The following is a 24907-nucleotide window of genomic DNA, read 5'->3' on the forward strand; positions in this document are numbered from 1 at the left end:
CTCTTTATAGTAGTTTCTAATAATAACGCTTATCTAAAAGCTCTCCTGCGCTACCGAACTCTTTACGTTTTCAGTGCGGCAAAAGTACACCCTTTATCCCTTATCTTCCAAATACATTTAACTTAAAATAATCAATTGTGGGAAACTTTTATTTTAAACTACTGATATATTTACTGTTAAATAATGATTAACACTTATCCACAATGAGCAGATGTATATTATACCCGTGTTTTAAATGATTTTAAATGGAGTTGTATTGTTTAAATGTCCTTTTGCCTTGAAGCAAAAGCTTACTATCAATTAAAGAACGGCAAAAGAAAATGTGGACATGGTATGGAGAAGGTTCTTGTATATAAAGTGTAAAGTGTAAACCACCGTCAAAAATTCCTTGAATTTTTGAAACTCTACTTTGGAGGGGAATTATTGCAGCAGACGTTTTGTTGTTTCTTATTGGAACCTGCGGAGTTTTATTTCTAATACTTTATAATTTATTTTTGTTGTTGAGATCCTTTCAGGATGACAAAGTGAATGGCAATTGGATTGATTGAGAGCCTCGTCAAGGTTTGAAACCTCCCAAGGCTTTGCAAATAATGCGTTGAATTAGCTGTGACAGATTGAAAAAAGACAAATACCCTAGCCCCGATCGAAACGGCATCCTTTTTTGTGCGGCCGGAGCGTAGCGGAGGCCGTACAAAAAAGATATAGTGGAGAGTGGGAAAAAGCTCCTAAGAAAAGAGAGTAGATTAGGAATGGAAATTTAAATGGTTATGGGTATTTTTCCTGTTCTAATTTTGAATAAGGAATATTTCCCCCACAAAAAATATAGATTCTTGTATCGACTGAAATGCCGTCTTAGAAAAAGCGTTTGATAAGTGCCTTATATATAGAGTAGCCGATGAGACAACCGATGGTATCTGCGACAATGTCTAAAGTTTCCATGGATCTGCCCAGACCCATTTCTTCCTGAAGGATCTCAGTGAGGAATGCATATATAAGGATAATATGAATGAAATAATAAAATCTGATCCTCGGAAAGGAGGCCATAAATGTGAACCCAAGCATTGCGAAGATGCTCAGATGTAAAATTTTGTCGATGCCGTTGAACATAAACCAATATTCGTTGTTCTCCTCACCCGGCTTGAGCAGCATATAAGTAAGAAATGCCCAATAGATGGGCAAAATCTTACTGAATATTTTTGAAATCTTATCCAATGATCGCCTGGTATTCTTCTGCAGAAAGCAATTCTGCGTGATCAGCACCATCAGCGATTTCTAATTTAATGATCCATCCGTTTCCATAAGGGTCTGTATTTAACAGCTCCGGCTGATCTTCTAATCCTGAATTAAATTCAATAACTTTTCCTGAAATAGGCAAGAACAAGTCTGAAACCGTTTTTACAGCTTCTACACTTCCGAAAACCGCTCCTCCTTCCAAATCATCATCTACAGTATCTACGTCTACATAAACGATATCTCCAAGCTCGCCCTGCGCAAAGTCTGTAATACCTATTGTAGCCACATTACCGTCGATCTTAATCCATTCGTGATCTTTCGTGTACTTTAATTCTGATGGTGTGTTCATTTCTTAATTTTTATTTTTACAAATGTATTCAAAATTCTATAAGGTTCAAATAACAGATATAAAAAATGTCCCTCAAAATTGAGAGACATTTGATTTTATTATATTTTATCTTTAGAATCCGCCTGAATCCCCGAACGTAAACGTTGCTGAAAGCCCCGCTCTGATCGTTGATAACGGAAATGCCGTTGAGATCTTGTATTTGGATGTCATCTGCTCGTAGAATACTCTTAAATTAAGGTTTTCCGAAACATTATAGTCTGCAGAAATTTTAATATTTAATAATTTCTGACCTCCTGTTACCTGAGAATCATCCAGCAAGATATTTGTAATGCTTGTTTTACTGTCTCTCAATGAAAAATCTCCTCTGATATTCAGGTCGCTTCCTTTTCCTTTACCTCTTCCTCTTACATTGGTCATTCCCATTCTGAAATTTCGGATGATATATCCTAATCTTACAACATATTCCGTATTTGCATCTTCGGTAAGAGTCTGGTTTACCAATCCTAATAACAACATTCTGTTTCTGTTGTACTGTAAACCGAACTGCATATTATTTCTCATCGTAACATCGATACCGATCAATGGTGAGAAAGATTCGATATAACCGACCTGGGAGAAAGTATAAGGATTAATTTTATCACCATCCTGAACACTACCTGATAAATCTGTTAACTGATAAAACCCTCCCGGATTATTAAAATAATCAGCATTGCTCTGAATTCCCGTAGCGGTATAAGTTGCAGTATATCCATGTAAGATATCAAATTTCGAAAACTGCCCGTTAATGATCGGAATATTTTTCAGACCTGAATAGGTAATCTTCCAGTTTGGCAGTGGCAATCCTGCTTTTTTAACATCACCCATCTGTTTCATTGTCTTCCCTTCTACTGCCGCTCTGAACGCAGGAATCAGGATATATGGATTAGACTTACTATAGCCTTTTGCAAAACCTTCCCCATCAAGCTGAGTTGTACCTCCGATTTGCTGTGAAAGAATTCTTGCATTTTCCCTGATCGCCTGATAAAGTGCCTGTCCGTCACTGAAAGCCGTTTTCAGAAGAACTACCGAATTTGAATAGGTAATCAAATCATTGGCAAATGTATAATTCGGATCAGCTAATCCCGTATTTGGATCGCGGTAATTAAATCCAGTCTGCGAGAAGTTTCTGTTATAATTATGTAAAGCATTAATATCAATCCTGAAATCATTGATCGGTACAATTTGTAAGTTTGCCCTCAATTCTTTCGTCGACATCCGGACATACGGATCAGTCATATAACCGGAATCACTTACCCAACCGTTTTCCATAACCGTTCGTCTGATATCGGCCTGTGAGCCTAACAAGAATCCAATGCTAGGACCTCCCAAAGTCTGGCCGTACCCGTACCAGTTTGGCGCAGATAATAAACCAGGAAGTACGGTTCCGTTGTTTTCGGAATAATTAATATCCAATTGCTTAAATGAAGTCAAAAAGAAGGCTGCGCTTTGAAGCGGCGTTAATTTATTCTTGAACTTATATCCCTTGTATTTAAATCTTTTCTTTTCCCATTGCTGCGTGTAAACGTTGTTTAAAGAGTCGATTTCCTGTCTTCGTTTCTGAAGTTTTGATGAAATATTTTTGAAATATTTAAACTGACCAAAGAACTTCGTAAAATCTGCCGTAGCCGTAGCCTGAATCACATTCGTATTCTGACCGATCGATCCTAAACTTGCCGGCTTATTTGTATCAGGATCCACAAACCCCAGCATTGAAGTAGATCTTGCATTCCAGTTATAAGTAAAGCCGTAGCCTAATTCAGCATCAATAAAATCCAAATACGGAAGATACTGGAACGGTAACTTATAATTTAACTGTACTCTGTGGTTATACAAAACAGGTCTTCCTGATCTGAACACGTTTCCGAAGATCGAATTGGTATCCATCGTATTCACATCCATATTATCATTCAGCGTTCTTGTTGCTGAGTTGATTTCTAATTTTAATGATTTGGTGAAATTAAATCCTAAACCATACTGCCATCCGAAATAGAAGTTCCTGTTTCTGATTGCACCAAAATCTTCTCCCACATTTCCGTTCAAAATGGCATCGATGTTTCTAAATTCAAGCTCATTATAATTTCTGTCGATCTCAGTTCTGAAAGAAAATCTTGTCGGGATCGGGTTGATATTAAATTCTTTAACCCATCTCAAATACTTGGTAGATTTTGCCGTATCACTGATCATTTTGTTGAAAGGCTTAATGACCCAAGGCTTGAAGGTGTAATTGTAATCAATATACCCTCTCAGATATTGTCTGTAATTTCTTTTCGTATAAATATCTCTGTAGAAATCATCGTTATAAACAGCAGTTACGGAAACGTTTTCAATGTCATAGAATTTAGGTTTTCTATTCTGATTCATTCTTTCCTTATGCATATTAACAACTCCTAAACTCCTTTGTTGTGTATATGTTCTTGCTACTTTTTTAAGCTCTTCCTTATTCGCGGCTTTGCTAAATTCTACATCGGTATCCAAAGGATTATATTTCGGATCTTCGATTGTCTGTGAATAAGAATAGTTCAACGGAATCTTTACTCCGCTTTTTTCAGGAAGTAATTTATCAACGTTGATCGCTGTATTGATACTGAATGCTGATTGTGTTGACTGGTTTCTTTCTGCCGGTTTAGAATCAATATTTCCGAAACCTACTGAGGTATAAGAAGCACTTGTATTAACCGTTGCAAAATCTCCCAAATTAAAGTTTAAACTTGCATTACCTGCGTAACCTCCGTCATTTTCGATCTCGGAAAGACGAATTTCGTTTACCCAAAGAATTCTGTCTTCTATAGTTGTTCCGCTACCACGATCATTACCATTTCTAATTCCTATCATAATGGTTGTGACATTTCCTAAGCTTGGACGACCCTTAATATAGATCTTTTTCAACGTAGTTCCTGCATCAAAAATAGGATCCACTATTCTTTTTGCAATTTCAGTCGGATTATTTTTATCTCTCCTGATTTTTGCATCAACAAAATCCTGAATATTAAGTTCCACATCATTATCTGTTGGCCAGATTTCTAATGGTGTAGTTGCCGTTTTTGGTGTCAATGTCAGAGAAGCCTCATATTCATAATAGTTATCTGTAGCATCATTACCAAAACGAATAAAGAATTTTGTTTTCGGATCAAAACCTCGGTCTCTGTCTTTAGGATCTTCTGCGTGCACAAAAAGCTTAAGCTTTTTGTATCTTCTCATATCCAGCGTTGTATTTTTGAAAACCCCTCTTGCTTCTGAGGTTGCAAGTTGTTTAGCTCTTAAATATAAAGAAGCTTCATTTTGTCTTTGCGCTCCTGCATTTCCACTTAGAACCTGTCTGTCAATTCCCGGAGGCAATACATAAGGAGGTTGATTTAATGCATTTTCTTCAATATTTACACTTCCAACTTCAAAGTTACTATTGTCAGCATTTAAAGTTCCTTCATCTGTCGCAGGATCTGTTCCAGTTATTGCAATATTTTTAGGATATGTTCTCCAGTCTGATCTTACAAGATCAAATGTTCCAAATCTCAAAGTTGAAGTCTGGTCGAATCCTTTTAATAATAATCTTGCAAATCTTACATTGTTAAGAACTGCCGGATTACTATCCCCTGCACCTGCTACATATTTAGAAACCGGAATTCTGAACAGATACCATTTTACCTGCGATGTTGCTCCGTTCTGGAAAGTAACCTGAACTGTTTTAGCATCAGCAATATTATTTTGTCCTAAAGTTAAACTTCCCGGCGTTAAATCTACTTCATACTGGTTATAACTTTCACTCTGGTCTAAGTTGTAATCTCTGTTGATATCTTCCGCGTCCGGTGTTTGAGAAGCCACTTCCAAAGAGTTACTTTGAGAGTTGCCTTCAGGGTTTCTGAAATATTTATATCTCTGAATAATCGAAGCAGCCTGGCTTCCCGTAAATTTAGTTGATAAATAGAATACAAAATCATCCACTGCAGGGTCAGCTAAATTCGTCACAGGATTTACAAAAGTATTCCCGAACTTCATTGCTTCCTGATCTGAGCTTAAGCCATCGTATCCTACATCCTGAAGTCTTCTGTCATCTCCTTCACTTGAGAAGGCATATAAAATCGGTGGCTGTTTTGGCTGAGTCCCCCAGTTTGAGCTTGAAGTTGTAGATTGTGCTCCAGGAGTCGGCAATCCGTTTTCGTATTGCATTAATCCGTCTTTCAAAATATCTTCTGAAACGTTTCCTAACTGCAGTAAAAGCTTTGGATTTGTCCCTAATGTATTTCCGTCAGCGTAAGGATCCATTAACCAGAATTCTACATATTCAATATTAGAATTCACAAAGTTGGAAACACTGATCGGTCTCATGATACCCGCCCATCTTTGCGCTGTTGTTTCGGCAGCCGGATTTACGTTATAAGGTCCTTTTTCCTGAGGATAGTATGAAATATCGAATGTATTGGTGAAAGTCTGCTCGCCCGCTACAAAATCTCTGTTGTTAAAAATCTCTGAGAACTGCACCCTTCTTGAAGCGTGATTAGAAACCGACTGCGGAGTAATACCTGCCGGAGCCCGTCCTCCAACGCCCCAGAATCTCGGGTCAATATTATACCAGGATAATAGCCCTCTTCCGTATCCGTTGGTAAGGTCGTCATTTGTTCCGGCTCCGTTGAAAAGAGGATCTGATTGATTCTTTTCCGGTTTTGAAGCTAAACTCCATGCGGTGGGTTCTTTCAGGGATATTTTTGAAGTTGTCTGTTCAAAATCGTCAATGTATGACTGATCGTTTGTTCCTTTATTTAGTCCAGGAAGTAAATAAGCCGCTTCCATTTTGAAATTCAAATTAGAAGGCGCTTCTGTATTTACCAAAGGAATCTTATCTGTCAATCTCGTCAGGAACGGCAACTGATTATTGTACATCAGGTTGATTCCGGCCATGGTGTTGTTTACAGCTTCCTGACCATAATTTACCTTCTGAGTAAGCGGTGATTCGGAATAATTAACAACAGTTCCGCCCAAGATGAAGTTTTCGCTAAACCTTCTTTCGACATTTAATCCTAAAAATCTTTTTCTCTGTGTATTGAACGTTAACTGGTTTTCCAGTGAAATATTTATCGCCTGACCCGATTGTTTTACACTTTCATTGATGATCGTTACAGTTCCCAGCATGTAATCAACGGTATAGTCGATACCTTCTGTCAGCTGAACTCCATTGGCGGTAACTTTTACCGAACCCTGAGGAACGTTTACCGCGCCCAAAGAAATTCCCTGTCCCTGGGTTCCTTTGTAGCGGCCTTCCATCGTGTATCGCTGCGCAAGGTTATTTGAGCTTGCGACCTGCTTTTGCTGGGTATACAGCTCATTGAACACATATTGCGGATTACTGCTTCCCAATACACTCTGCATATAGCTACCGAAGGGCTGCGCTTTGGTAAAAATAATGCGCCCTGTTTCCGGCCTTATGGTAATTCCGTTCACAAAGTCAAAAATACCGTCACCTGTGGATGTGCCATTGTTTTGTAAATCGCCGTTCATATTGAGGCGGTCCCAATTGAATAATTTCAATAAATTGATATTCTCAACAGAGGTGTTCGGAAGATAATTTACTTTCCCTCCGGTTTGTGCGTCTCTGTAGAAAACATTAAGAATAAATCCATCAGGATTTACCTGCCCTGCATCCAAAGCATAAATATTTTTCATCATCAAATCCCACATTGGCGAACTTACATTCACTTTATTATTGGGTTTCAATAATTTTGTAACCAATACCGGGCTTTCTTCTGAAAATTCCCCAACTTTATACACCTGATTTGTCCCGTTTACGGTATATGAAAACGAAACGGCTAAAAGCTGATTATCATTCAGCTTCTGATTTAATGAGATGTATCCTAACTGAGGCTGTAAGATATACTCGTTTGTATTTAACCTTCTTGCTTTTGTGTTATAAATAAATTGCTCTCCGTTATCATACGGCTGTGCACTTCCCGGAAAAGTTTGTCCCTGAAAATTCGGAAGATAGTTTTTTCCCTGCTCTCTAGGTGTTCCTATTGCAGTGGTTACAGCCTGATAAAGACCATTTTGCGTATTATCAGGAAGCCCTGAAGGCCCTTCTCCTAAATCTCGGATACCAATAATCCCTTTCTGATAAGCCAAATTGCTGTTTCCCTGATCCAAAACCCAAACTTCCATTCTTGTAATGTTGATTTTGGAGTTGATCTGAGGATAATTTAATAATGAATTATCATAATTATTCAGGAAATAATGTCCTAAAAAGTAATGCTGATTATCTTCATAATCGATGGCATTTAATTTGAAAGTACTTACGGCACCACCACCCTGTACAACAATATTCCTAGCTTCACCCTGTTGTTGAGAAAGCACCACTGTTCCGTATGTTTTTCCCAGCTGAAACTCGGTTTTTACCCCGAATAATGATTGCGAACCGCGTATCAAGCTTGTTGAAAGCGGCATATTTACGTTACCGAATTCAATTCTTTTGATAATTTTATCTTCACCTCCGGCGTTGGGTTTATCTACGTCATTCAGGCCTTTCTGCTGAAGATCTTTCCAGCTTCCTTTTGCCTGCCAGACCAGATTCATCCTGTTTTCAAAGGCAAAACCACTTTGGGTATCATAATTGGCTTTTAACTGTAAATTTTCACCAACTTTTCCAATTAATCCCAACTGTATTCTCTGGTCAATATCAAATGTAAAACTCGTTCTGTTTTGAGGTAAAATTAATGGATTATCAATTTTCTGATATAGACCCGCAAAGTCGAAAGAGGCAAATCCTGAAGGAATAATTTCGATCTTATTACTTCCGAAAATGGTCTCAAAAAGCCTGTTTCTGATCGTCAGCGAAGGAATAAGGCCTTTTTTTGCAGCATCGGTTTTATCTTTCCGGAACATCAAACTGTATTTGTTTGATTTTTCTCTGTAATAATCCCTGGACTGCGTTGCCAGCATGAATTCTTTATAATCTTCCGGAGACATCGCTGTAGGAGGTCCCGTGATTGTATTTCCAATTTTCGGATATACAAAATACATCCCTGTTTTTATATCGTAATACGCTTCGTAATGAGTGGGGTCTGCCACTTCATACTCTTTTTTAATGATCGCTGTGTCACGCACCGGTGCCTGCCTAGGTCTTTGTTGTGCAAAAGCACTTACTGACATACACAGGAACGACAGGAACAAAAATATATTGAGAAACTTATTATTTGCCACCAAATGTTAAATGTTTTTTAAAATTTGTTTTACCAGTTCTTCTACCGAAATACTTGGATCTTGTTTTATTATTCTATCTGCAATCTTCTCGCTCATTCGTTTAGGAATCCCTAAAACTTCTAATGCAGATAACGATTCTTCCTTGATTTTATTATTCGCAAATGTAGAAATATTTTCCTCTGAATTGCCGAATTTCTGGACTTTATCTTTTAAATCCACAATGATTCTCTCTGCAGTTTTTACACCGAGACCTTTCGCTTTCTGAATCAGTGCGCTGTTCTTGGAAAGTATTGCCGAAGCGATCTCATCGAGGCTTAAAGTTGATAACAAAATAAGCGCTGAAACCGCCCCTACTCCGTTAACGCTTATTAACAGATTAAACATTTCTTTTTCCGAACGAGTGTTAAACCCAAACAAAAGATGGGCATCTTCGCGAATGATCTGCTGGATAAAAAGAAAAGTTTCCTTATGTAAAGTAAGTGTCTGTGAGGTCATTAAACTGATCCCCACATAGTAGCCAACACCTTGTACGTTGATCACCGCGTAGGTAGGCGTAAGTTCCTGAACAATGCCTTGTAGTGAAAATATCATTCTTAAGTTTTAAAACTCCCAAATATAGTAATTTAAACTAAGTAATGTTTTCATTTAACACACGAATGATTTTTAACTTAATTTTTGAGGCCGGATTCAACGATTTACCGCAAAAGCAAAAGACTCCAAAATTTGGAGTCCTTTTTTTATTTTAATACAATTAAATTGTAAGCTTACTTACTTTTATCCTTTTTCTCTCTTCTCTGAGCGTCAAGAACCGCTACTGTAGCCAGATTTACGATTTCATCGACGCTTGACCTCATCTGCAGAACGTGTACAGGCTGTTTTAACCCCATCAGGATCGGCCCGATCACCTGGGCTACTTTCATTCCTCTGATGATTTTGTATGATAAATTAGCACTTTCAAGGTTCGGGAAAATGAAGGTATTGGCAGGCGTTGTTCCTAGTTTTGAGAAGGGATAATCGCTCAAATGATCAGCATTCATAGCAAAATCAGGCTGAATTTCTCCGTCAACGACCATTTTAGGATATTTTTCGTGAAGAATGCTTACTGCTTTTGCCACTTTTTTCGAAGTATCGGAAATTGCTGCGAAGTTTTCAAAACCTAACATAGCAATTCTTGGCTCAACAGCAAAAGTTTTCACGGTAATTTCTGCCATTTTAGCGATATTTACCAAATCTTCGGCTGTCGGATTTTGATTAATTGAAGTATCGGCGAAGAAAATCGGTTTCTTTTCAGATAAAATCATCATCATGGCCGCCACTTTATCTACGCCTTTATCTTTTTCAATAACCTCTAAAACAGGACGCAAAACAGAAGTGTAATTTTTAGAAAAACCTACGATAAGCCCGTCTGTATCCCCATGTCTCAACATCAAAGGACCGAAATAATCTCTCTGACGAACGAATCTTTTCGCCTTGTATTCGTTCATTCCCTTTCTTTGGCGAAGCTTCCACAGTGTTTCTCTGTATTTCTGTCTGTTTTCCTTTTGGTCATCATCACTTGGATCGATAATCGGAATATCAAGCTCAATTCCGAAACGTTCCATTTGCTCTTTGATGTATTTTTTGTTTCCTAAAAGACTAGGAAAAGCAATTCCTTCTTCGTAAAGAATCTGTGCCGCTTTTAATACGTTGTATTCTTCGGCATTTCCTAACGTAATTCTCTTCGGATCGGCTTTAGCACGGGTTTGCATCATTCTTACCAGCTTCTCGTCTCTTCCCATTCTGTCAAGAAGGCTGTTTTCGTATTCGTCGAAATCGGTAATCGTTTTTCTTGCAACTCCACTTTCAATAGCCGCTCTTGCAACCGCGCTTGAAACTTTGGTAATCAACCTGTTATCAAAAGGTTTCGGAATAAAATATTCTCTTCCGAATTGTAAATTCTGAACATTATAAGCCAAAATTACAGCTTCAGGAACCGGTTCTTTTGCCAGATCAGCGATCGCACGAACGGCAGCCAGTTTCATTTCTTCATTAATTCCTTTCGCCTGAACATCCAATGCACCACGGAAAATGTACGGGAATCCCAATACATTATTAACCTGATTAGGATAATCACTTCTACCCGTCGCCATAATCACGTCTTTACGGGTTTCAAAAGCCAAATCATAAGCGATTTCAGGATCCGGATTTGCCAATGCAAAAACAATTGGATTTTCGCTCATGCTTAATAACATTTCAGGAGTCATTACATCTCCTTTTGACAGTCCGATAAAAACATCTGAACCTTTTACGGCATCTTCCAGGGTGTCGATATCTGTATTGGCGATGAAATCTATTTTTTCAGGGGTAAGATTTTCTCTTTTATGATTGATCACCCCTTTGCTGTCACACATAAGGACGTTTTCTCTTTTTAATCCTAAAGAAATATAAAGATTTGTACAGGCAATAGCCGCAGCTCCTGCTCCGTTTACCACCATTTTTACTTCTTCAATCTTCTTGTTTGCAATCTGCAGAGCGTTGATCAAAGCAGCCGCAGAAATAATCGCTGTTCCGTGCTGGTCGTCGTGCATCAACGGAATATCTAATTCTTCCTTTAATTTCTGCTCGATGTAGAAAGCTTCAGGAGCTTTAATATCTTCAAGGTTGATCCCCCCAAACGTAGGCGCAATCCCTTTTACAATCTGAATAAATTTATCCGGATCTTTCTCATTAATTTCAATATCAAAAACATTGATATCTGCAAAGATCTTAAATAAAAGACCTTTCCCTTCCATTACCGGCTTTGAAGCTTCGGCTCCGATATCACCCAAACCAAGAACAGCAGTACCATTAGAAATTACTGCCACCAAGTTTCCTTTTCCTGTGTAATCATAAACTGTTTCAGGCTTTTCGTAGATCTCCATACAAGGTACAGCTACTCCCGGAGAATATGCCAAAGACAAATCTCTCTGAGAAGAGTGTGGTTTTGAAGGGATAACTTCGATTTTTCCTTTAGGTTCAGCCTTATGATAGTCTAACGCGGCCTGATTAAAGTTCTTTTCGTCGCGGTGAGTTTTATTTGACATAAAATTTTAATTTTTAAAGTATGTATTTAATATGGTAGTTGACCAGGCTTTCGATAGGCTTTTGAACAACGTGTCCCACATTTAAATTAAGCTCTGCGGCTGCAGAACGTAAAATATCTTCGTAATAATAAGCAATAGAGCCTATAAAATTGATTTCTGCTTCCTTAGATTCTTCGTACGGAAGAACCTGGTAGTCGAAAAAAGTCTTCATTTCCTCTAAAACCATGTTTCGGAGATAAGGATGATTTTTTCTTTCTACTACAAATTTATTGAAATCTGCTAAATAAGCATTGGGTCTTGTCGTATGATACATGTTTTTTAATGCATCATCGATGGTTAAATGGTATATTTCCTGAAACTCCTGATGAAGATCTTCCGGAAGTCTCTGCATAAAATACCTGCGCACCAGTTGTTTGCCAATAGCGCTTCCGCTTCCTTCGTCTCCCATTAAGAAGCCTAAAGAAGGAAGTTTTATTTTTAAATTTTCTCCGTCGAAATAACAGGAATTGGAGCCCGTTCCCATGATACAGACGATCGCAGGCTTCCCTTGATAAGCAGCATAAGCAGCGGCCATAAGATCTTCTCTCACGGTAATTTCAGCATCAGCAAAAACTTTGCTCAGCTCTTCAACAATCGTATCGCAATTTTCCTGAACGCCACATCCGGAGCCATAGAAATAGATTCTCCTGATGGAGTTTTTTACCGAAGCTAAACTTGTATTTTTTTCAATTTCGGGAACAATAAGCTCTTTGTTGATAAAATTCGGGTTAAAACCAATAGTTTCCGTCTTTAGAAAAACTTTTTTGAAGTCATCTAATATCACCCAGTCTGATTTCGTAGAACCACTATCAACAATAGCAACCATATTTTACATTTTAGTTTAAGGATGCTAAATTATGAATTTATCTTTAAATAGCCTTTAAAATCAAGCCGGAAGGTGCCGAAAAGACTAATGTTTTATATCATCTTTCTTTTCATTGAATTGAATTAACCAATCTTCGATTTCATCTTCCAAATATGAAGTCTGAAGAAGCATTGCATTAATAAAATCATCAGGAACAGGCTCACCTTTAGAATTTTCCATATCCCAAAGCTCGTTTGACATATTTTCATACTCTGAATACACCCTTTTAAAACGTGAATTCTCTTTTTCCAGGACTTCAATATTTTTCTGTTGGAGCTGGAATTTTCTGTACTTGTTTTGACGTTCCATACAAATATTTAGTAATTAAATGGCAATAAAGTGGTAATAAATTAGGCAGGATGGCGCTTGGCCATGCCTTACAAGATAGAAAAAACCATCAACAGAATTAGTTGAAAATGAATTTATTATCAGGTAAATTTACATCATTCTGAAAATTAAATTTAGAAATAATTTTGAATCTAAAAAAATATTTAACATCTTTTTTTAACTGTTTAACATATAGTTATAAATTTGCATATTATCAAAAATACATGAGAGAATTAATACTACGCCAAAGACAGGTCTTGTTTTTTATTATTGCAGGAGGGCTGAGTGCAATTGTAGAAATCGGCAGCTTTAAGATTTTCAGTACTTACCTTCCTCATATTATCCACAACGAGCAAAACTTCCACGGGATTCATTATCCTTTAAGTAATATTCTTTCGACAAGCTGCGGGATTATCAGCAATTATTTCCTGAGCATCTGGTTTGTTTTTGAAAGAGGAAAACATTCCAAGAGAAAGGAATTTGCTTATTTTATGGCGGTTTCTTTTGTTTCTACCTTATTAAGCCTTGGTTTCTTCCAAATATTCTACAGCTTTGTATTTAAAGATAATATTGATTTAATTTTTTATACCTTGAGCCCTGAAATAACCAGTAAAATTGCTGCAATTCTATTGGTTTCCATTCTTAATTATTCTATAAAGAAGAAAGTAATTTTTAACGGTTAGCCTGTGGTAAAGATCTTAAATTATCTCTGGAGATTCTGGCTGTTGTTATTGGCATTTGTCTTAACAATAACGCTCGGAATACCTGTTTACATTTTATCATTCAATAAAAAGCACTATAAATACGCTTACAGATTTATCCGTATCTGGTGCTACGGAATGTTCTACGGAATGGGGCTGCGCTATGAGCTCACAAGGCTTTCTGACCAGAAAATGGACAAAAACCAGCAGTATGTTTTCATTTCAAATCATACTTCAATTATGGATATTATGCTGTCCTGTATTTTGTTGCCGCACCATCCCATTTGCTTTGTCGGAAAAAAAGAGCTGGTAAAAATCCCGATTTTCGGTACCATATATAAAAGAATATGTGTAATGGTCGACCGCAACAGTGCCAGAAGCCGTGCCGACGTCTACAGAAGATGCGCCGAAAAAATGGAAGAAGGAAACAGCATTGCCATTTTCCCGGAAGGCGGTGTTCCGGATGACACTTCGATTATTTTAGATGAATTTAAAGATGGCGCTTTCACTTTATCTTCAAAACATAATTCTCCGATTGCAGTATACACTTTCATCGGTTTAAAGGAAATTTTCCCGTTCGACAGCGGAAAAGGTTATCCCGGTAAAGTAAAAGTTTATTTTAACGGAATTTTACAACCCTCTGATTCTCCAAAAGAATTAAAAAAGTCCGCTTTTGAGACAATAAAAAAAACATTGGTAGAACGCGGTTAATCAAAGAAATGATTTATATTTGTTTTCTTAATTTATCATAAATATATGGAAGCAAAACAGCAACAGACCAAATGGTCACAATTTCTGTCTTTAATTGTAGTCTTCTTTTTCTGGGGATTTGTCGCAGCAAGTAATGACATTTTAATTCCGGTTTTCAAGAAATGGTTTGTCCTTTCCCAAGTGCAGAGCCAGCTTGTAGCCTGGGCATTTTACGTAGCTTATTTCGTAGGATCAGTCATATTTTTCCTGATCTCTCTGAAAAGCGATATCCTCCAAAAATTCGGCTATAAGAAGACGCTGGCTGTAGGGCTTGGGCTATCCGCTCTTGGGGCCTTCCTTTTTGTGCCGGCTGCTGCTGCTGCCAACTTCTGGTTTTTCTTAACGGCGCTTTTCATCGTTGGATTAGGATTTTCCGTTCAGCAGATTGTTGCCAATCCGTTAGCTATTAAAATGGGAAGTCCGCAAACCGGAGCTCACCGTTTGACGCTGGCAGGAGGGGTTAACTCTCTGGGGACAACCATCGGACCCATCTTAGTGGGAATTGCTCTTTTCGGAATGGGAAAAAAAGAAGATTCTGCTCCAAAAGATGCCCGTCTTTCTAAAATCGAAATCGTAAAACACGAATATCAGACTCACAAAGACGAGCTTTCTAAAAATATTATTGAATTAAAAAAAGATACTCAGGATGATCCTGCCACAGTCAATAAAGTAATTTCTACGGTAGAAAAAAACATCGCTGATCTTGATACTCAACTATCATCTATCAATCAGACTCCTTCTGCTACAGATTCGCAGGTTGAATTATATACTACAAAACTTGCCGAAATCAAGCAAAGATCAACCAATATCTCTTATCCTCTGGAATTTGTAAAAGAGAACTTAAAAATGGTGAAAGTTCCCTTTATCGTTCTGGGTGTAGCATTTATTTTGGTGGCCATCTTTATGCTATTCTCAAAAATTGAAGATCCGGCGAAGGAAGAAGAAGCTCAGATTGATAATTCAAGTAAATTCAGCATCTTTAAATATCCACAGCTTTATTTGGGAATGCTTGCTATTTTTATTTACGTGGGAGTTGAAGTTTCTATTATCAGTAACCTGCCGGCTTTATTACATACAAAAGAATTCGGCGGCGTTCTGGAACATAATATCGCTCCGTTTGTTTCCTTATATTGGGGAAGCTTAATGATCGGAAGATGGAACGGGAGTATCAACGTATTTAATATTTCTAAATCTACCAACGTTATTTTAAAATTTGTAGTTCCTTTTATTGCATTCGGAATTATCATTTTTGCCAATGAATTAAGCGGTAAAGATGTTTCTGCATTCTACATTTATGCATTATGGATTATCGCATTTGTCATCATGAGCTTCATCGGTGGTAAAAACGCAGGAAAAACATTAATGATATTCGGAATTGCGGGCATAATAATGATGTTTTTGGGGCTTATTTATCCTGATAAAGAAATTGCAAAATATTTCTTCATTTCCGGAGGTCTTTTCTGTTCCATCATGTGGCCTTCAATTTTTGACCTTGCCATTGCAGGACTTGGAAAAAACACAGGAAAAGCTTCATCTTTCCTAGTCATGATGATTTTAGGAGGAGGAATTATCCCTTTAATTCAAGGGTGGATCTGTGATTTTGACAAAGCCAGCCCTGGAGGAATTTTGGGAATTACCTGGACTCATTTTTCATATGTAATTCCTATTCTATGTTTTATCTATCTTGCTTTTTATGGTTTCATCACTCCGAGAATCCTTAAAAAACAGGGAATTGAGATGGGAGAATCAACATCCGGCGGTCATTAATATGATTACATTATATAATAAAAAAAGATTTTGGGCGGGTATATTACTTGCCCAATTTCTTTTGTTTTTTGTTTTCTCAAAACTTAAAATAACAGTCTCTTTTTTTGACAGCTTTTTTGAAATCCAGAAACAATTTCATCAATTACTATTTGCCTGGATTCCTTTCTCTTTTGGCGATATTTTGTATGTTTTGACCGGTATCCTTGCTTTATACTTTATTTTTAAATTATTCAGAAAGAAGACCAGAAAAGGCGCAACTTTAAAGCTGTTAATTCTTATTAACATATTTTATTTCGTTTATCAGATATTTTGGGGAATGCTGTATTTCCAGACTCCGATTCTCGAAAAGCTTCCAAAAAGCGAGATCACTTTACATCAGAGAAAAAAACTTGCCCTGAAATATCTTGAAATATGTAAAACTACCAGAAATATTGTCACACAAGACAAAAACGGGATTTTTGTGGTTAAAGATGTGAAAATCGTACAGAACGAGATTCTTGCACGGCAAAATGAGCTTCCAAGTTTCATTTCAGACAAAAAAAATACCGGAATAAACTCTTTTAAACCCAGCTTATTTAAAAATGTAATGAGTTTTACGGGAATTCTGGGATATTATAATCCTTTTACCGCAGAAGCCCAATATAATGACGAGCTTCCCTCTTCTTTTTTGCCTTTTACCCTGGCTCATGAAAGCTCGCATCAATTAGGTTTTGCAAGAGAACAGGAAGCCAATTTTGTGGGATATCTGATCGGTATACAATCTAAAAATACAGAGCTAAGATACAGCACGGAATATTTTACGTTAAAAAGCCTTTTAAACTCAATTGTTGGGGAAGATCCTGAATTTGTAAAAAGCATCATCAGAAGCTATTCTCCCCAAATGAGACGAGACAGATTGTATGAAAAAGTTTTTGCGATGAAGCACCAGGGCTGGCTGGATGATTTTTTTGGTTTTACGAATAATCTTTTCTTAAAAAGCAACCAACAGGAAGGCTCTATAACGTATTCCTACTTCATAGATTTATTGGTACATTACGAAAATATGAATACAAAATAAAAAAGAATCGTATCAGGCGATACGATTCTAAAAACACAAATGATGAAAAAAAATTTATTACCTTGACTTGTTCCCTCATTCAAGGCGTTGTAAAAGTACAACATATTTTATAAGTACAAAAACATTTTTCCTCTTTTTTTAAACTTTATGAAAACTTTAAGATTTTTTAAGTTCCTTTGAGTTCACCTGCCATTAAATTACTCATTAAGAAATAATTAATTTATTATAAAAAAAGTATTTTATAGTAAATTTTACACATAAAAAAATATAAAATTAGGCAATTACATAAAGATTGAATTTTTCATGAATTTAAAATTAAATTTAAGTATCTAATTATGAATTTTTTCAGACCTGAAATAAATTGACATATAATTAATTCAATCATCTAAAAATTTAAAGCTTTTATTTAAAATAAATTTAATTAAAAAAATACAATGGCTGTAAAAATTTAACCTGATACGCATAATATTATTACAGATTTTCAACAACTGGAATTTCCATGTAGCTGTTATTATAAAATTTAATTTCTAAAGGTTCTTTTGCGTCTGAAATATTTTCATCACTTACCTTTTTTCCCGTACCATAATTGATTTCCCAAAACGGACTTTTAACGACACCAATCATTACCACAATTTTACTGCCTTTATTGATTTTTTTACTTACAAAAGTATTATTATCACTAACGCGAATACTTTCTTTTTTGTTGGGAGTCAGCAAATTTCTACTTTCAGTATTTTTAGCATAACTGATCCGTTTTACATAGCTTGAAAGAAAAAACCTTCTCCCGTCCGGCATTAGCTCATACAAACTGATGTAAAGATCGACATCTTTCTTATTAAGCGACATCGTAAGATTTCCTGAAAAACTTCCTGAAAGCTCAAAATCATTTTTAAAAGCATCGCTGTAAAACAGCAGATTATTTTTAGTATAAAATGTGCTGTCGATAATATTTCCTTTTTGATTCAACAGTTCATCGGCATCGGATCTGTCTGAAAGATCAACTTTTAAGCTTGAAAAATTTTCATCATTCCCTTTTATTTTTGATGCTATTAATGCTGAATTTTCATTTTTAAGATAAAATTTAACTTTATTTTTTTCAAAAGCATCAATAGAATTTACATTCCTCCACTGGTTGGTTCCCATGACCTGATAATTGATCTTATCTTTTAAAAAATCCGGCTTTTGCTTATGTTTAAAAATATAATCAAACCACCCGATCCATATTTTATATAAATCTATCTTTGAAACAGGATCAATCGTATAATTTCTTAATGAATTTTTTATGTCCCCCTGCGCACCAGAATGATCATATGGACCGATAATTAAATAATGATCGGCGTTGGCATTGTATTTATAGTGTTGCCGGAAATAGTATAAAGCACCGGAAATATTTGCATCAAAATACCCTGTAGTCGTCAAAACAGGAATATTTATCTTCGAAAATTCATTTTGATAAGGTATCATTTTTTTCCAGTATTCATCGTAGTTGGGATGATCGATCCACCGTTGAAAAACAGCATTGGGCTTTCCACTTATAGAATCCAGCTTTCTGAAAGATTTTCCGCTTTCATACCATTTTTTATAGACAGAATTCCATTTTTTCGTATCGTTAAAATCTCTGTAATCGGTCATTTTACCATTGGTCACCTGATGTAGCCATCTTAAAGAATAAGCCATAAAAATATGATTGTTCATCGGGAAATCTATGATCCCGGCACCGACTGAAGCTTGAGGAACAATCGTTTTTAAAGCCGGATGCAGTTTTTTCGTTGCTGCCCATTGAGAAAAACCGAGATAACTTCCACCAATCATTCCTACATTTCCGTTGCTCCAGGGCTGCTTTATGATCCAATCGATGGCTTCGTAAATATCATTTGCTTCATGCTCAAAAGGTTCAATTTCATTTGTGCTTAAAAATTTTCCTCTTGTATTTAAAATAACGGTTGCGTACCCGTTTTTTGTAAAATATTTTGCGCCCTCAATATTTTTCACATCTGAATATATGGTATTGATCAGAATTGTATTTTCCGGCTTTTGATTTTTATTGATAACAACACTTAAGCTTAATGTAGCATTGTCTTTTGTAGTAATTTTTATACTGTCGTAGATTATAAACTGATCTTTTACATCTTTTTGGGCAAAGACATGAGAAAAAACAAATAGAAAATTCAACAATATAATTTTTTTCATCTTATAATATTAGACAAAAAAATGATAATCTTTACATGATTTTTAATATCAAAAAGATACTCATGTGTTTTAGTTAAAAACTTTTGTTCCTTTTATCATTAAAAATAACTAATCCATTTTATTCTGAAAAACCATTTTCTTGTAATGCCGATGAAGATAATCATAAATTATCATTTCAAATAAACGTTGATGAGACACAAACATTCTGTTGATATTCAAATGAAATATGCTTTGAAAAAAAGCGGGCAGCAAACTATCGGAACTTTTAGAAACAATATTACCTAAAACGTTTTCGCTTTCTTCAATCGTAGAAATAATGAGATTTCTAAACTCCAAATAATCATTCGACTCAAAAAATTCAAAATATTTCGGAATAAAATTTCTGTATTTTTTATCTAACTGACTGTTCAGTTTTTTATCTGCATTAAATTCTTTCTTAAAACCAAGGTTGAAATCTTTTATCCATTCCAGTTTTTCATTGATGGAGAGATTTAATTGATCTAATAATTGTTCAATATAAAAAACTGTTGCAATAATTTTCTCTTCATCATCAAGCTGCAGACATTCTAGAGTAAATTTACTGTTTATATGGAATAGCTTTTCGGCAAAAACCATTGTTTTGGTTCCATACCTTTCAATTTCCCGGTTGTAGGTATCAACTACATAATTTGAAATTTCGCCGGATGCAACAAACTCTTTCAGCGATTCATGAATTTGTATAAGAATTGAATCATTATCTTCTGAATTGATTAGCTCAAAACGAAGTCTTATGTGAGGTTTTGGATCATTATAACGAATAAAAAACCATTTTGAAATACAATTTTCCTGCTGGAGATTTTCTGTCAACGGTTTTATTACTTCTTCTAAAATAATATCTGCGGTTTTTATTCCTGTATACACCTTTATATATAACCACTCACTTCCGGGAGGAAACTTTCTTGTTGTTTCCATCTAACTTGATTGATGCATTGAAAAAATGAATTGACGCATGAAATCATCATTTTCGTTGTAGAGAAATTCTTCGATCATAATTGATTTTTCTTTCTGGATAATTTGAATAAAAAGTTTGGCAAAATCATAATTTTCTAAATTCATCGTCAAAGTATTATCAGATTGTGCCCATTGGATCCAAACCGGAATTTTTCTTTTGCTTCTCCAGGAAGTCAAATCCGAAAGAAATTCTTCTTTATTTATTGATAATTTTAAAGGCTCAATATCTTTTTCTGTAATTTTCCATGCGGCTTTAGACAAAATTATATTTTTATATTCCAGCCTTGGAAAAAATTTATAAATATGCTGCAGATCTCCCCAATTGAAGTATATTCCTGTTCGCTTATTATCCGAATGTAAGTCAGCCAGAAAATGATACATGGGCAAAGAATTGCTGTAATAATTATGTGCGTTGGTTAAATAAGGTTTAATTTCTTTATCCAGTTTTTTAGAACGTAGAATAATTTTATCGTTTTTTAAAGAAATATATAAATCATCAACTGAAATTTGATTTTCCTCCGGCAAAACAGATGTTGCGAGATAAGGAATTTCATAATTTCTTAAATTTGGCCTTCTGATCACATTTCCAATTCTTGCTTCCGGCAGATGAATAATTTCCGCCAGGATCTTATCTGGATTCAATTCTGCTTCTTTTTTTACAATCAATTTTGTAAAGTTTTGCACTTCTGATTTTTCGAAGCAAAATCTTCCCAGCAAATTGGCGGCACTGCTTCCTCCTCCACTGTCTAAAACCATTTTTTCATGTTGCTTTTCTGAAATAATAGTGGCCAAAAAAGAAATGGTATCCGGTAAATCGTTCCAGTTTTCCTCAAATTCTTTAAAATCTTCATCTGTTAATTCAATGATTGAATGATTTTCCAGCAAAGCTTCCTGCAATTTTTCATTAAGGATTTTGTGCACCGCACTTAACTGAATTGAAAGATCTTTTTTACTTTGAGAAACAGAAATCACCACATCTTCTAAATAAGGATGAACTCCTTTTGAAATTACATCTTGCCTATAACCAATCCCAACTTCGGCATCAAGAACAAAAGATAAAGGCATTTCCTGATCTTCAAACCTTTCATAAAGTGCTTTTTTAAATCTTTCAAGGTGAGAATCTTTATTCAGTAAAGTGATTTTATTTAAAAAGCTTATTCCTTTTTTTAATTCTTGTTTCCAGAAAGTCGGAAGTACTTTTGTATGTTCAAAATACAAATCTGTCTGAAAAAGATATTTTTTCTCATAATCAGTTTCAAAGGATTTGATAATTTCTTCAATTTCTGTATAATGTGAAACAGGATTCACAAAATTTGAATCTAAATTATTAAGTTTATCTTTTATCAGTTTTAATTTTTCCCCTTCTTTATTAAATCCGATTTTATTTAAAACGGAAATCAGTTTGTCTAAAAAATCATTTCCTGAAACATCAGGTTCGAGTTCACTAACCAATAGCTGATTATCGATCAATTCATCAATAAAGTCTTTTGCATCTTCCTCTTCTATTTCATTATTAATGAGAATATCTGCAATTTCCTGAATTGTTTTTCCCTGAATTGAAAATTGCAAAATATTTTCCAATTCATTTGAAAGTGGAGCTGTTGAAATAATATAATCTCTTTTCCCGTTGATATTTTCATATTCAACATACCGGATTTTGTCTCCGACTTTATAGATACTGTTATTCGGAAAAAATTGGATTTTGGTTCTTACTAAAGGATCTGCATCAAAATGCTTTGCCAAAGAAACCAGAAAATGCATATCTAATTTTGTATCCCTTGTCACACTGAGCGGAATCGAAGTGTCTGAACTATTAGTAGCCAGAATAGAAATCTTATCCCTAAATTTTCCCAACCCTACTCCGGAAAACAACCCGAAAGGAGTACATCGTGTACTCATTCGGCTATAGTATTTTAACAGAGTGTTTTTTAGTTTTCCGTTTGAAAGTAAAGAATTTCTTTCTGACCTAAGCCATTGAGCAAGTTCCTCATAAAGATAAGGCGATGCCAGATAAATGGCTTCCTGAAAAACGGAATTGCTAAAGATTTCTTTTAATTCTTGATCCGATAATGTGTTTCCATTAATTTTCTCCAGAAAATCTCTGCACGAAAGCAACGGAGTACGAACTACATACTCGTCAAAAAACTGATAGGGAAAGCGGGACATTTTATTTTTTCGTGTTTTCTATAGGTTGATAGTCTGGATGTCCTACTTGCCATAGTGCAAATGCATAAATATCTGCATATTCTTTAAAAACAACATCCTTATCACTGGTGAAATGCCCATTTTCATAATTTACATATAATAGAACAGGTTTTCCAGATGCCGAATTTTTCTGTAAGGTAGCTGCAAATTTTCCGGGTTCCCAAGGCACAACTCTAGAATCATTCATTCCAGTACGTATGATAACTGCAGGATATTTTACTCCTTTGCTTACTTTGCTTTGAGCGTCCATTTCAAGCAAATGTTTTGTATCTTCTTCATTCTGCAATGTTCCTACTTCAGGAATTTGATTAGGCCCGTTTGCCGTTGTTTCCGAACGCAATGCATTCGTCATGCCTACTTCAGCAATGGCAACAGCAAATAAGTCGGGTCTTTCCGTAATCGCTCTTCCGATAAGAACCCCTCCCATACTCACTCCGTTTCCTATTAATTTTGAAGAAGAAGTATATTTCTGATTAACCAGATATTCTGAACATGCAATAAAATCTTTCCAGGTATTTGGTTTGGTGGCTTTCATACCTGCTTTGTGCCAGCCTTCTCCCTTTTCACCACCACCTCTCACATGAGCTACAGCAATGACAACACCCTGCTCCATCAAAACAGAAAGCCGGGTTGAAAAACGAGGTTCATAAGAAATTCCATATCCTCCATATCCTGTAATGTAAGCCGGAGTGCTGCCATCCATTTTTATACTCTTAGGATACATAATTGAAAGCGGGACCATTACGCCATCATGGCTTTTCACTTCAATTTCTTTTACCGTGTAAAGTTTATTATAATCAGGGAAAGTTGTTTCAGAATTAAGATACTTGCTTTTTATGGCTGTGCCTTTTTCCGGATTGTAATCATAAGTTGTCAACGGAGTCAGCCAATTAACATTATTACAATAGATATTATCATTCTCGCGTGAATTTAGAGGCATCGAAGTGTTTACCCCTGTCGGAAGATCAATTTTTTTTGTAGCTAAATTATTAAGATTTACCTGATATTTATCTCTTGTTATTCCGTTTCCTAATGAATAATACATGTAATTTTTCGAGGTGTGAATTGAAATAATTACGGCATCTTTACTTTCAGGAACAACCACTTTTGCGTTATTTAAATCAGGTTTTGAAAGACTTGTAAGGGTGATTTTATAATTGGGAGCATCTTTATGGGTGAGGAAAAAAAGCTTATCTCCGGAAATAAATAGGTCGGTAATATCATCTGAAGGTTTAATAATCTGCTTCCAGTTGATTTTCTTATTTTTTAATTCTGAATAAGGTGCAATAAAAATCGGATTTTCTGATTTTACAGAGCCTAATCTAAGAACAATATATTTATAATCATCCGTAAAATAAATCATTGGGAATTGCTCTGTTAAAGCATTCAGTTCAGTATATTCTTCTCTGGAAGCTAATATTTTATCTGTTTTTGTATCGGTTCCAATTACATGGAGCATTGCTTTCATGTCTTTTAAAAGCATATTACTATCCGGATCTGCGGTACTCATTTTAGTATAAATGATGCCTTTGTCATCCTGCGTAAATTCAAAACCAAACTCACTCCAGATAGGACCTATTTCATTCTTCATCAATGTTTTCTCTGTGAGGTCTAAAATTCTAAGATTGCAAATTTCGCCACCGGATTTTGATAACAATATGGCAATTTTTTTTCCTTTTGAATCAACGGTAAAGTTGGTTATTTGTGTGTTTTCACCAATAGTTTCGGGATCAAATAGTAAGGTTTCCTTTCCTGTAGAAAGATCTCTTGAATAGAGTTTGGAAAGGTTTTCTTCTTTTTTTGTTTTCGTGTAAAAGTATGTATTTTGTCTTTGTTGGATAGCTTCAAAAGAATCTCCGTTCATTTTCTGCACCTCTTTCATACGGTTGAAAAGGTCTTCACGATGAGGAATCTTATTTATAATATTATGGCTGTAATCTGATTGAGCCTTAAACCAAGATTGTACTTTAGTACTTTTCAAATCTTCCATCCAACGGTAGTTGTCTGTAATTTTTGTTCCGAAATAATCATCAACAACGGCTTTCTCCGGAGTTACCGGATAGTTGTACTGAGCAGAAATTATTTGACTTAAAAATAAACCTGCGACAAGAAAAATATTTTTCATCAATGTATTTGTTTTTTTAGGTGATA

15 protein-coding genes are annotated in these 24907 nt (G+C 35.6%); 4 read left to right on the top strand and 11 right to left on the bottom strand.

What is annotated here, in order from left to right:
* Positions 1–852: 852 nt before the first annotated feature.
* The 7 genes from BLT04_RS04730 to BLT04_RS04760 form a co-directional block, all read right to left on the bottom strand.
* The gene (locus tag BLT04_RS04730; RefSeq protein WP_228421908.1) at positions 853–1212 is read right to left on the bottom strand and encodes a VanZ family protein; all 360 of its coding nucleotides are present in this window, start codon (positions 1210–1212) and stop codon (positions 853–855) included.
* Positions 1205–1582, bottom strand: coding sequence for a glycine cleavage system protein GcvH (gcvH, locus tag BLT04_RS04735; RefSeq protein ID WP_089754266.1), 378 nt, complete (start codon positions 1580–1582; stop codon positions 1205–1207). The genes BLT04_RS04730 and gcvH overlap by 8 nt, the downstream gene beginning before the upstream one ends.
* A 111-nt stretch (positions 1583–1693) precedes the next feature.
* The gene (gene sov / locus BLT04_RS04740) at positions 1694–8752 is read right to left on the bottom strand and encodes a T9SS outer membrane translocon Sov/SprA (RefSeq protein ID WP_089754269.1); all 7059 of its coding nucleotides are present in this window, start codon (positions 8750–8752) and stop codon (positions 1694–1696) included.
* Positions 8753–8809: 57 nt separating this feature from the next.
* Entirely contained in the window at positions 8810–9394 is a 585-nt protein-coding gene (gene ruvA, locus BLT04_RS04745; protein ID WP_089754271.1) for a Holliday junction branch migration protein RuvA, read from the bottom strand.
* Positions 9395–9567: 173 nt separating this feature from the next.
* A complete protein-coding gene (locus tag BLT04_RS04750; RefSeq protein WP_089754273.1) occupies positions 9568–11865 on the bottom strand; it encodes an NADP-dependent malic enzyme in 2298 nt (765 codons plus the stop codon).
* A gap of 13 nt (positions 11866–11878) precedes the next feature.
* Positions 11879–12730, bottom strand: a complete 852-nt coding sequence (locus BLT04_RS04755) for a BadF/BadG/BcrA/BcrD ATPase family protein (RefSeq protein WP_089754276.1) — start codon at positions 12728–12730, stop codon at positions 11879–11881.
* Positions 12731–12814: 84 nt separating this feature from the next.
* Positions 12815–13078, bottom strand: coding sequence for a hypothetical protein (locus BLT04_RS04760; protein ID WP_089754278.1), 264 nt, complete (start codon positions 13076–13078; stop codon positions 12815–12817).
* A 242-nt stretch (positions 13079–13320) separates the two neighbouring features.
* Here BLT04_RS04760 and BLT04_RS04765 point away from each other — a divergent pair, with 242 nt between their 5' ends.
* The 4 genes from BLT04_RS04765 to BLT04_RS04785 are packed head-to-tail and all read left to right on the top strand — an operon-like array spanning position 13321 to position 17371.
* Positions 13321–13779, top strand: a complete 459-nt coding sequence (locus BLT04_RS04765; RefSeq protein WP_089754280.1) for a GtrA family protein — start codon at positions 13321–13323, stop codon at positions 13777–13779.
* A gap of 3 nt (positions 13780–13782) precedes the next feature.
* The gene (locus BLT04_RS04770) at positions 13783–14508 is read left to right on the top strand and encodes a lysophospholipid acyltransferase family protein (RefSeq protein ID WP_089754281.1); all 726 of its coding nucleotides are present in this window, start codon (positions 13783–13785) and stop codon (positions 14506–14508) included.
* 45 nt (positions 14509–14553) lie between these two features.
* Positions 14554–16314: an MFS transporter gene (locus BLT04_RS19010; RefSeq protein WP_228421909.1), complete on the top strand. Its 1761-nt coding sequence runs from the start codon at positions 14554–14556 to the stop codon at positions 16312–16314.
* Positions 16280–17371, top strand: coding sequence for a DUF3810 domain-containing protein (locus tag BLT04_RS04785; protein WP_317040685.1), 1092 nt, complete (start codon positions 16280–16282; stop codon positions 17369–17371). The genes BLT04_RS19010 and BLT04_RS04785 overlap by 35 nt, the downstream gene beginning before the upstream one ends.
* A gap of 471 nt (positions 17372–17842) precedes the next feature.
* Here the strand turns inward: BLT04_RS04785 and BLT04_RS04790 are convergent, their stop codons facing one another.
* From BLT04_RS04790 to BLT04_RS04805, 4 genes are all read right to left on the bottom strand, one after another.
* The gene (locus tag BLT04_RS04790; RefSeq protein WP_089754283.1) at positions 17843–19561 is read right to left on the bottom strand and encodes a CocE/NonD family hydrolase; all 1719 of its coding nucleotides are present in this window, start codon (positions 19559–19561) and stop codon (positions 17843–17845) included.
* A gap of 108 nt (positions 19562–19669) precedes the next feature.
* On the bottom strand, positions 19670–20512 hold the full coding sequence (locus BLT04_RS04795; protein ID WP_089754285.1) for a thiopeptide-type bacteriocin biosynthesis protein: 843 nt from the start codon (positions 20510–20512) through the stop codon (positions 19670–19672).
* Positions 20513–22717 (bottom strand): lantibiotic dehydratase family protein, encoded by a 2205-nt coding sequence (locus BLT04_RS04800; protein WP_089754287.1) that lies wholly within the window; start codon positions 22715–22717, stop codon positions 20513–20515.
* Between the two features lies 1 nt (position 22718).
* Entirely contained in the window at positions 22719–24881 is a 2163-nt protein-coding gene (locus BLT04_RS04805) for a prolyl oligopeptidase family serine peptidase (protein WP_089754289.1), read from the bottom strand.
* Between the last annotated feature and the right edge of the window lie 26 nt (positions 24882–24907).

Source organism: Chryseobacterium soldanellicola (genome assembly GCF_900100115.1).
Taxonomy (GTDB): domain Bacteria; phylum Bacteroidota; class Bacteroidia; order Flavobacteriales; family Weeksellaceae; genus Chryseobacterium; species Chryseobacterium soldanellicola.

What these genes read in the sequence shown, in the direction of transcription:
- gcvH (WP_089754266.1), bottom strand. Translation starts at nt 1,582, where the DNA reads ATGAACACACCATCAGAATTAAAGTACACGAAAGATCACGAATGGATT.
- sov (WP_089754269.1), bottom strand. Translation starts at nt 8,752, where the DNA reads ATGTCAGTAAGTGCTTTTGCACAACAAAGACCTAGGCAGGCACCGGTG.
- ruvA (WP_089754271.1), bottom strand. Translation starts at nt 9,394, where the DNA reads ATGATATTTTCACTACAAGGCATTGTTCAGGAACTTACGCCTACCTAC.
- BLT04_RS04750 (WP_089754273.1), bottom strand. Translation starts at nt 11,865, where the DNA reads ATGTCAAATAAAACTCACCGCGACGAAAAGAACTTTAATCAGGCCGCG.
- BLT04_RS04755 (WP_089754276.1), bottom strand. Translation starts at nt 12,730, where the DNA reads ATGGTTGCTATTGTTGATAGTGGTTCTACGAAATCAGACTGGGTGATA.
- BLT04_RS04760 (WP_089754278.1), bottom strand. Translation starts at nt 13,078, where the DNA reads ATGGAACGTCAAAACAAGTACAGAAAATTCCAGCTCCAACAGAAAAAT.
- BLT04_RS04765 (WP_089754280.1), top strand. Translation starts at nt 13,321, where the DNA reads ATGAGAGAATTAATACTACGCCAAAGACAGGTCTTGTTTTTTATTATT.
- BLT04_RS19010 (WP_228421909.1), top strand. Translation starts at nt 14,554, where the DNA reads ATGGAAGCAAAACAGCAACAGACCAAATGGTCACAATTTCTGTCTTTA.
- BLT04_RS04790 (WP_089754283.1), bottom strand. Translation starts at nt 19,561, where the DNA reads ATGAAAAAAATTATATTGTTGAATTTTCTATTTGTTTTTTCTCATGTC.
- BLT04_RS04795 (WP_089754285.1), bottom strand. Translation starts at nt 20,512, where the DNA reads ATGGAAACAACAAGAAAGTTTCCTCCCGGAAGTGAGTGGTTATATATA.
- BLT04_RS04800 (WP_089754287.1), bottom strand. Translation starts at nt 22,717, where the DNA reads ATGTCCCGCTTTCCCTATCAGTTTTTTGACGAGTATGTAGTTCGTACT.
- BLT04_RS04805 (WP_089754289.1), bottom strand. Translation starts at nt 24,881, where the DNA reads ATGAAAAATATTTTTCTTGTCGCAGGTTTATTTTTAAGTCAAATAATT.